The sequence below is a fragment of the Microbacterium sp. genome (assembly GCF_039812165.1).
In the GTDB taxonomy this organism is placed as follows: Bacteria; Actinomycetota; Actinomycetes; order Actinomycetales; family Microbacteriaceae; genus Microbacterium.
This window is the reverse complement of sequence record NZ_JBDIAB010000155.1, coordinates 1-7,176: the sequence shown is the minus strand read 5'-3', so window position 1 is coordinate 7,176 and position 7,176 is coordinate 1. Positions and strand designations below refer to the sequence as shown.

Below are 7,176 nucleotides of genomic sequence, written 5' to 3'. Positions count from 1 at the left end.
CGGGCTCGACCCGGCGGATGCCGCGGTCATCGGGCACGTGTACGACATCGCCCGCGAGATCGTGCCCGACGCCGAGCAGGGGCTCGGCTACGGCATGCCCGCCCTCGTCTACCGCGGCAAGTCGCTGCTGTCGGTCATGCGGGCCAAGAAGCACGTCGGCGTGTACCCGTTCAGCCCTGCCGCGATCGCGGCGATCGAGGGCATGCCGGGAGGCCTCGACCGAGCGAAGGGCACGATCCGGTTCGCTCCGGAGGAGCCGCTGCCGGATGACACGGTCCGTGCGCTGGTGCTCGCGCGCAAGGCGCAGATCGACGGCTGACGGACCGCGCCCCTCCCACGCGATGCGGGGAGGGGCGCGGGACCGGCGTCAGAGCGTGCGCGCGAACGGGTCGAAGTCGGCGGGCACCGCGGGCACGGGCGCGACCGTGCTGGCCACCTCGACCACCTCGCCGGTGGCGATGGACTCGCCCGCCGAGAGCATGATGTCGAGCACGTGATAGCCGAGCTCGCCGCTGGCGACGTGCGGACGGTCCTCGGCGATCGCACGGACCATGTCGAGCAGGCCGAGGCCGCGGCCGGGGCCGAGACCCTGCTGCACGATCTCGATCTGCTCCTGCGAGAAGTCGAAACCGTCGGCGATCGCGGTCATCGGCCGCACGAGTGCGCTGCTGCCCTCGAACGTGTTCGGGTCGGGCAGGATGAGCGAGCCCTCGGTGCCGTGGATCTCGAGGAATCCGTGGCGTTCCAGCGCCGAGTCGAAGCTCAGCATCGACTGCGACTGCTGCCCGCCGTCGAAGGAGACGAGCACCGACACGGTCGTCGGAACCTGCACCGGGAAGGCGGTGCCCGCGAGCGGGCCCATCTTCGGCGCCCGCTCCGGACGGGGCTTCGAACCGAACGCGGCGACGCGGTCGGCGGCGCCGAACAGGCTCACCAGCGCGCTGAAGTAGTACGGCCCCATGTCCATGAGGGGGCCGGCGCCCTCGGCGAAGAGGAACGCGGGGTTCGGATGCCACGCATCCGGCCCCTGCGTCTGGAACGCCGTCAGCGCGAACATCGGCGTGCCGATGAGGCCGTCCTGGATCGCGCGCTTGGCCGTCTGGAAGCCCGGGCCGAGGACGGTGTCGGGAGCCGATCCGATCCGCAGCCCTGCGGCGGCGGCGTCGCGCAGGAGCGCGGCCGTGCCGTCGCGGTCGAGTCCGAGCGGCTTCTCGGTCCACACGTGCTTGCCCGCCGCGATCGCCTTGCCCGACACCTCGACGTGCGCCGCGGGGATCGTGAGGTTCACGACCAGCTGCACGTCGGGGTGCGAGAGGACGTCGTCCACGGTGCCCGACTCGGGGACGCCGTGCTTCTCGGCCTGCGCGCGGGCGCGGTCGGTGTCGAGGTCGCCGAGGATGACGACACGGACGTCCGGGAACGAGTTCAGGTTCTCGAGATAGGTGTCGCTGATGACCCCGACCCCGATGAAGCCGATGCCGACGGGCCCGCTCATGCGATGAACCCCCCGTCGCGGAGGAACGCGTAGCTGGCCGCGATGTCGTCGAACACGTCGCCCGGAGCCCGGTCGTACTCGATGACCGCGTACTTCAGGTCGGCAGCGGCGTGCAGCGACTCGGCGAGCGGCACCTGCGCCGTGCCCGCGCGACGCTGGTCGAGGCTGTCGGTGCCGAACGCGGGAGCGCCCGGCGCCCACGGATTGCTGGCGGGGACGACGCCGTCCTTCACGTGCACGGCCACGAGGCGCGGGCCGAGCGCACGAACGAGCGCGGGGACGTCCTGCCCGCCCGTGAGGGCCCAGAACAGGTCGAGCTCGAGGAGGACGCGCTCGTCGGTCAGCGCGACGAACCGCTCGTACGCGGACTGCCCGTCGAACGAGGCCACGAACTCCTGTGCGTGGTTGTGGTAGCCGACGGTGAGCCCGAAGCCCGCGGCGACCTCGGCCGCCTGGTTCAGACGCTCGGCGATGTCGGTGACGCCCTCCTCGGTCAGCCAGCGCGCCGGGTCCACGAACGGGTCGATCACGGTCTGGATGCCGATGGTGGCGGCCGCCTCGAACACGACCTCCGGCGCGGGAGTGGGGATGGAGCCGTCCGGCGTCCACAGTTCGTCGGACAGCAGCGGGGCGTGTCCGGTGGGGGCGGCCAGGCCGCTGGCGTCGAGGGCGGCACGGATCTCGGCGGGCTGGCGCACGAAGTCGAAGGCCTCGACGTTGCGCAAGCCGATCGCGGCGAGCTTGTCGAGCGACCCCTGCGGGTCGGCGGTGAACTGCTCGGCGAGTGTGTACAGCTGGACGGACGCTACCGGTAGAGACATGGAGAAAGGACCTCGCTTCGTTACGACAGAGCGCCCGGAATGCGCCCCGCCGCAACAGTATCAACTCCGCCCGACGCCGGGGACCCGGCGTGACGAACGCCACGGGCGCGCCGCGGAGGGCGCCTCATTACAATCGCCGCTGAAGGGAGTGCCCATGTCCGTCTCTCCGATCGCGGGTGGCTCTCGACCCGTTGCAACCGTCCGCGACCCGTTCGAGGCGACCTCGTGAGCGCGCTGCGCGCCGGGTTCCTCGGCGGCGGGTTCATGGCCACCGTCCACACGCGCGCGGCGCGTGCGGCGGGGGCCGAGCTCACCGCGCTGGCCAGCTCGTCGGCCGAGCGTGCCGCCGCCGCGGCGGCGGCGCTCGGCGTCGAGCGCGGTGCAGCCGACATCGCCGACGCGATCGCAGCATCCGACGTCGTGCACGTGTGCACCCCGAACGCCGACCACGCGGCCCACGCGCACGCCGCGATCGCCGTCGGCAAGCACGTCGTCTGCGAGAAGCCGCTCGCGACGAGCGTGGCCGACGCGCGGTCGCTCGTCGAGGCGCTCGACGCCGCGGGGCTCGTCGGCGCCGTGCCGTTCGTGTACCGCTTCCACCCGATGGTGCGCGAGGCGCGCGCTCTCGTCGCCTCCGGTGAGCTGGGCGTGATCCTGAGCGTCGACGCCGCCTACCTGCAGGACTGGATGCTGCTGGAGACCGACGGCAACTGGCGCGCGACGGGCGACGCCGGGGGAGCGTCCCGCGCGTTCGCCGACATCGGCTCGCACCTGTGCGACCTGCTCGAGTTCGTCACCGGCGACCGCATCGTGCGGCTGTCGGCGCGCACCCGCACCGTCTACGCCGAGCGCGACGGCAAGCGCGTCGCCAACGAGGACATCGCGGCGCTGCTCGTCGAGCTCGGGAACGGGGCGCTCGGCACGCTGCTGGTGTCGCAGATGGCGGCCGGCCGCAAGAACGGGCTCGTCTTCGAGCTGCACGGCTCGACGCACGCGGCCCGGTTCGAGCAGGAGCGGCCCGAGGAGCTGTGGATCGGCGGGCGCGACACGTCGCAGCTGCGCCTGCGGGATGCCGGCGCGCTCAGCCCCGACGCCGCGCGCCTGTCGATCGTCCCGCCGGGGCATCCGATGGGCTACCAGGACGCGTTCAACGCCTTCGTGCGCGACGCCTACGCCGCCGTGCGGGGCGAGACGCCCGACGGGCTGCCGACGTTCCGCGACGGGCTGCGCGCGGGCATCGTCACCGAAGCCGTGCTGCGCTCCGCCGCCGACGGCGGAGCCTGGACCGACGTCCCCACCCCGTGAGCCCCGACCTTCCGAAGGAGCTGCCATGACCACCGGATCGCGCCCGGTCACCCTGTTCACCGGCCAGTGGGCCGACCTGCCGTTCGAGGAGGTGGCCGGTCTCGCCGCCGAGTGGGGCTACGACGGCCTCGAGATCGCGGCATCCGGCGACCACCTCGACCTCGAGCGCGCCGACGAGGACGACGCGTACGCGCGCTCGCGCCTGGAGATCCTCGACCGGCACGGGCTCAAGGTCTACGCGATCTCGAGCCACCTCGCGGAGCAGGCGGTCTGCGACGACCCGATCGACTTCCGCCACCAGGCGATCGTCCGCGACGACGTGTGGGGCGACGGTGAACTCGTCCGCCGAGGTCAGCCGTCGCGCCGCACCTCGAAGCCGGTGTCGCCGGTGGGCGTGGCCTCGGTGACCCGCGCGTCGCGCACGCGACCCCAGCGCGGGCCGCGCGCCATCCAGCCCAGCACGCGGTCGACCTGCTCGTCGGTGCCCTCGACCTCGGCCTCGACGCTGCCGTCGTAGCGGTTGCGGACCCAACCCGACACGCCGGCATCGGTCGCCACGTGCTGCATCGTGTACCGATAGCCCACGCCCTGCACCTCGCCGGTCACCACCACGTGCACGCGTCGCATGACTCCATCGTGCCCTGCGGGTGATGAGGATGCGAGCGGCTCAGAGCCGGGGGATGTGGCGCTCGTCGATCTCGACGACCTTCGCGACGCGCCGCGCGTACTTCTCCTCGGTGTCGCCGAGCCAGTCGGTGGTCATCCAGGCCTTCGCGACCTCCATCGCGAGGGCCGATCCGATGATCTTGCCGCCGATGCACAGCACGTTGGTGTCGGAGTGCGAGCGTGCGAGCGTGGCGCAGAACGGGTCCTGGGCGACGGCCGCGAAGACGCCGGGCAGCTTGTTGGCGATCATCGCCGACCCGTAGCCGACGCCGTCGACGAACAGCCCGCGGTCGACCTCGCCGTTCGCGACGGCCAGCGCGGCCGGGTACACGTGATCGGGCAGGTCGCACGCCTGCTCGTCGTGGGCGCCGAAGTCGACGACCTCGTGCCCCTCGCTCCGCAGCCAGGCTGCGATCTCGTTCTTCAGTGCCGTTCCGGCGTGGTCGTTGGCCATGGCGATGCGCATGAGCCCACCGTAGCGGTGCGGGTCCGACGCGTGCACGGGCGCCCGCCCGGCTCGTGCTCGGCGGAATGAGCCCTCGATTCCGGCATCGCGCACCACGCGGACCGCGCGCTCCCGGGCGCTCAGGACGCGGGATGCCGTTCCAGGCCGCCGCTCAGCGCATGCAGCAACCGGGAGAGGTGGCGGATGTCCTGCACCGGCCACGTCGACAGGCTCGCGTCCATCGCGCGACGGCGACCGGTCTGCGCGGCGGACAGCTGCGCGCTGCCGTGCTCGGTGAGCGCCAGCAGCTGCGCCCGCCTGTCGTCGGGGTCGGGAGTCCGCGAGACCAGGCCCAGACCCTCCAGCTCGGTCACGGCGCGGCTGAGCTGGCCCTTGTCGAGGCCGAGCTCGTCGGCGAGCGCCGACAGCGTGCACCCCGACCGCCGCGCGATCGTCGTGAAGACCTTGTAGGCGCCCGGCTGCAGCCCGGGACTCACCGCGTTCGCCGCCTCGGCGATCGCCTTGCGCGCCCGGACGAACAGGGCGCTGAACTCGGCCTCCAGCTCGTGCACGGCGGCATCCCGGTCGGCGTCGTCCGCACCCGCCGCGTTCCGGTCGGCGTCGTCGGCGCCCGCCGCATCGGGCGCGCGGCGGTCGCGGTCGATGCCCTCCGCCCGAGTCTCCTCCCGCATGGCGTCGAGCGTATCGCCCTGCCGGTCAGGCATCGCGGCGTCCCTCGGTCGTGGCATCCGGGTCGATCGTCGCGATCGAGCCCGTCGCCGCCTCCATGCCCGCGGGCACCGACACCGTCGCGAGGTCCGCCTCGCCCGCGGTGACGCGCTCGCTCGTCGTCATGCGCGTGAGCGGGATGTTGGGGAGGAACAGGATCGCGACGAAGCTCAGCACCGCGAACGGCACGGCGATGAGGAACGAGTGCGAGATGCCCTGCGCGTACACGTCCTCGACGATGATGCGCACCGCGTGGGGGAGGGTCGACACCGCGGGGAGCGTGCCCGACTGCAGCTGGGCGGCGACGTCGGCCCCCTGGCTGCCGAGGCTCGCGATGGCCTCCATGAGCGCGGTCTTGTTCGCGGCGAACAGGTCGACGACGCGCGCGGCGAGGGCCGCGCCCATGACCGCGACGCCGACGGTGCCGCCGAGGCTGCGGAAGAAGGTGACGCCCGAACTGGCGACGCCGATCTCGGACGGGTCGGCGGTGTTCTGCACGATGAGGACGAGGTTCTGCATCGTCATGCCGACGCCCGAGCCCATCAGGAACATGTACAGCGAGACGAGCAGGAAGTTCGTGTCGTAGTGGAGGGTCGTGAGGAGCACGAGTCCCAGCGTCAGCAGGATCGAGCCGACGACGAGGTAGCCCTTCCAGCGGCCGAAGCGGCTGATGAGCTGTCCCACGACGATCGAGGCGACGAGCAGTCCGCCGATCATCGGGATGGTCATGAGGCCCGCCTCGGTGGGGGTCGCCCCGCGCGCCATCTGCATGTACTGGCTCAGGAAGACGGATGCCCCGAACATCGCGATGCCGGTCGCGATCGACGCGAGCACCGACAGCGTGAAGGTGCGGTTGCGGAAGAGGCGCAGGGGCACGAGCGGCTCGGCGCTGCGGAGCTCGGCCACGACGAACAGCACGGCGGCGAGGATCGCGCCGCCGACCATGAGCACGGTCTGCAGGCTCCACCAGTCGTAGTCGCGGCCGGCTCCGGTGACCCAGACGAGCAGCAGCGAGACGGCGACCGACAGCAGCACGGCGCCGACCACGTCGATGCGGACCTTCCGCGGACGTCGCGCGATGTGCAGCGTCGTCTGCAGCACGATGAGCGCCGCGATCGCGAACGGGATCGCGACGTAGAAGTTCCAGCGCCAGCCGAACGCGTCGGTGATGACGCCGCCCAGGAGCGGGCCGCCGATCGTCGCGAGCGCCATGACCGCGCCGAACAGGCCCATGTACCGGCCGCGCTCGCGCGGGCTGATGATGTCGGCCATGATGATCTGGCTGAGCGCGGCGAGGCCGCCGGCGCCGATGCCCTGCACGGCGCGGAAGGCGATCAGCATCGACGCGTCCTGCGCGAGGCCCGCCGCCGCGGTGGCGAGCACGAAGATGGCGAGCGCGACCTGGATGAGCACCTTGCGGTTCAGGAGGTCGGCGAGCTTTCCCCAGATCGGGGTCGAGATCGCGGTGGTCAGCAGCGTCGCGGTGACGACCCACGTGAACGCGGCCTGATCGCCGCCGAGGTCGTGGACGATGACGGGGAGCGCGGTCGAGACGACCGTCGCCGAGAGCATCGAGACGAACATGCCCAGCAGCAGGCCGGACAGCGCCTCGAGCACCTGCCGGCGGGACATCGCCGGCACGTCGGGAGCAGACATGGAGATCCTTCGAGAGAGGAGCGGATGCCGCGGCGCCGGTGTCGCGGATGGTTGAACTT

The 7,176-nt window shown here is 72.1% G+C and carries 8 protein-coding genes and 1 pseudogene; 3 read left to right on the top strand and 6 right to left on the bottom strand.

The window, feature by feature from the left end:
• The coding region (locus WML84_RS11420; protein WP_347346267.1) for a DUF1801 domain-containing protein at positions 1–319 on the top strand (319 nt) is incomplete at its 5' end.
• Between the two features lie 48 nt (positions 320–367).
• On the opposite strand, the gene WML84_RS11415 is transcribed toward WML84_RS11420, so the two are convergent.
• Both WML84_RS11415 and WML84_RS11410 read right to left on the bottom strand, forming a co-directional pair.
• The gene (locus tag WML84_RS11415; RefSeq protein WP_347346266.1) at positions 368–1,495 is read right to left on the bottom strand and encodes a Gfo/Idh/MocA family oxidoreductase; all 1,128 of its coding nucleotides are present in this window, start codon (positions 1,493–1,495) and stop codon (positions 368–370) included.
• A complete protein-coding gene (locus WML84_RS11410) occupies positions 1,492–2,316 on the bottom strand; it encodes a sugar phosphate isomerase/epimerase (RefSeq protein ID WP_347346265.1) in 825 nt (274 codons plus the stop codon). Before WML84_RS11410 ends, WML84_RS11415 begins: the two co-directional genes overlap by 4 nt.
• A gap of 225 nt (positions 2,317–2,541) precedes the next feature.
• On the opposite strand from WML84_RS11410, the gene WML84_RS11405 reads away from it, so the two are divergent.
• Both WML84_RS11405 and WML84_RS11400 read left to right on the top strand, forming a co-directional pair.
• Positions 2,542–3,621: a Gfo/Idh/MocA family oxidoreductase gene (locus WML84_RS11405; protein ID WP_347346264.1), complete on the top strand. Its 1,080-nt coding sequence runs from the start codon at positions 2,542–2,544 to the stop codon at positions 3,619–3,621.
• Between the two features lie 25 nt (positions 3,622–3,646).
• Positions 3,647–3,958, top strand: a pseudogene (locus tag WML84_RS11400) (sugar phosphate isomerase/epimerase); the annotation flags it as partial.
• Positions 3,959–3,972: 14 nt separating this feature from the next.
• On the opposite strand, the gene WML84_RS11395 reads toward WML84_RS11400, so the two are convergent.
• The 4 genes from WML84_RS11395 to WML84_RS11380 form a co-directional block, all read right to left on the bottom strand.
• Positions 3,973–4,188: an acylphosphatase gene (locus tag WML84_RS11395; RefSeq protein WP_347346268.1), complete on the bottom strand. Its 216-nt coding sequence runs from the start codon at positions 4,186–4,188 to the stop codon at positions 3,973–3,975.
• 100 nt (positions 4,189–4,288) lie between these two features.
• On the bottom strand, positions 4,289–4,753 hold the full coding sequence (locus WML84_RS11390) for an RpiB/LacA/LacB family sugar-phosphate isomerase (RefSeq protein ID WP_347346263.1): 465 nt from the start codon (positions 4,751–4,753) through the stop codon (positions 4,289–4,291).
• A gap of 119 nt (positions 4,754–4,872) precedes the next feature.
• Complete coding sequence (locus WML84_RS11385) at positions 4,873–5,424, bottom strand: MarR family transcriptional regulator (RefSeq protein ID WP_347346262.1); 552 nt, start codon at positions 5,422–5,424, stop codon at positions 4,873–4,875.
• Between the two features lie 25 nt (positions 5,425–5,449).
• Positions 5,450–7,117: an MDR family MFS transporter gene (locus WML84_RS11380; RefSeq protein ID WP_347346261.1), complete on the bottom strand. Its 1,668-nt coding sequence runs from the start codon at positions 7,115–7,117 to the stop codon at positions 5,450–5,452.
• Positions 7,118–7,176: the final 59 nt, after the last annotated feature.

Coding starts and splice junctions, on each gene's coding strand:
- WML84_RS11415 (WP_347346266.1), bottom strand. CDS start 1,495: ATGAGCGGGCCCGTCGGCATCGGCTTCATCGGGGTCGGGGTCATCAGC.
- WML84_RS11395 (WP_347346268.1), bottom strand. CDS start 4,188: ATGCAGCACGTGGCGACCGATGCCGGCGTGTCGGGTTGGGTCCGCAAC.
- WML84_RS11385 (WP_347346262.1), bottom strand. CDS start 5,424: ATGCGGGAGGAGACTCGGGCGGAGGGCATCGACCGCGACCGCCGCGCG.
- WML84_RS11380 (WP_347346261.1), bottom strand. CDS start 7,117: ATGTCTGCTCCCGACGTGCCGGCGATGTCCCGCCGGCAGGTGCTCGAG.
- WML84_RS11390 (WP_347346263.1), bottom strand. CDS start 4,753: ATGCGCATCGCCATGGCCAACGACCACGCCGGAACGGCACTGAAGAAC.
- WML84_RS11410 (WP_347346265.1), bottom strand. CDS start 2,316: ATGTCTCTACCGGTAGCGTCCGTCCAGCTGTACACACTCGCCGAGCAG.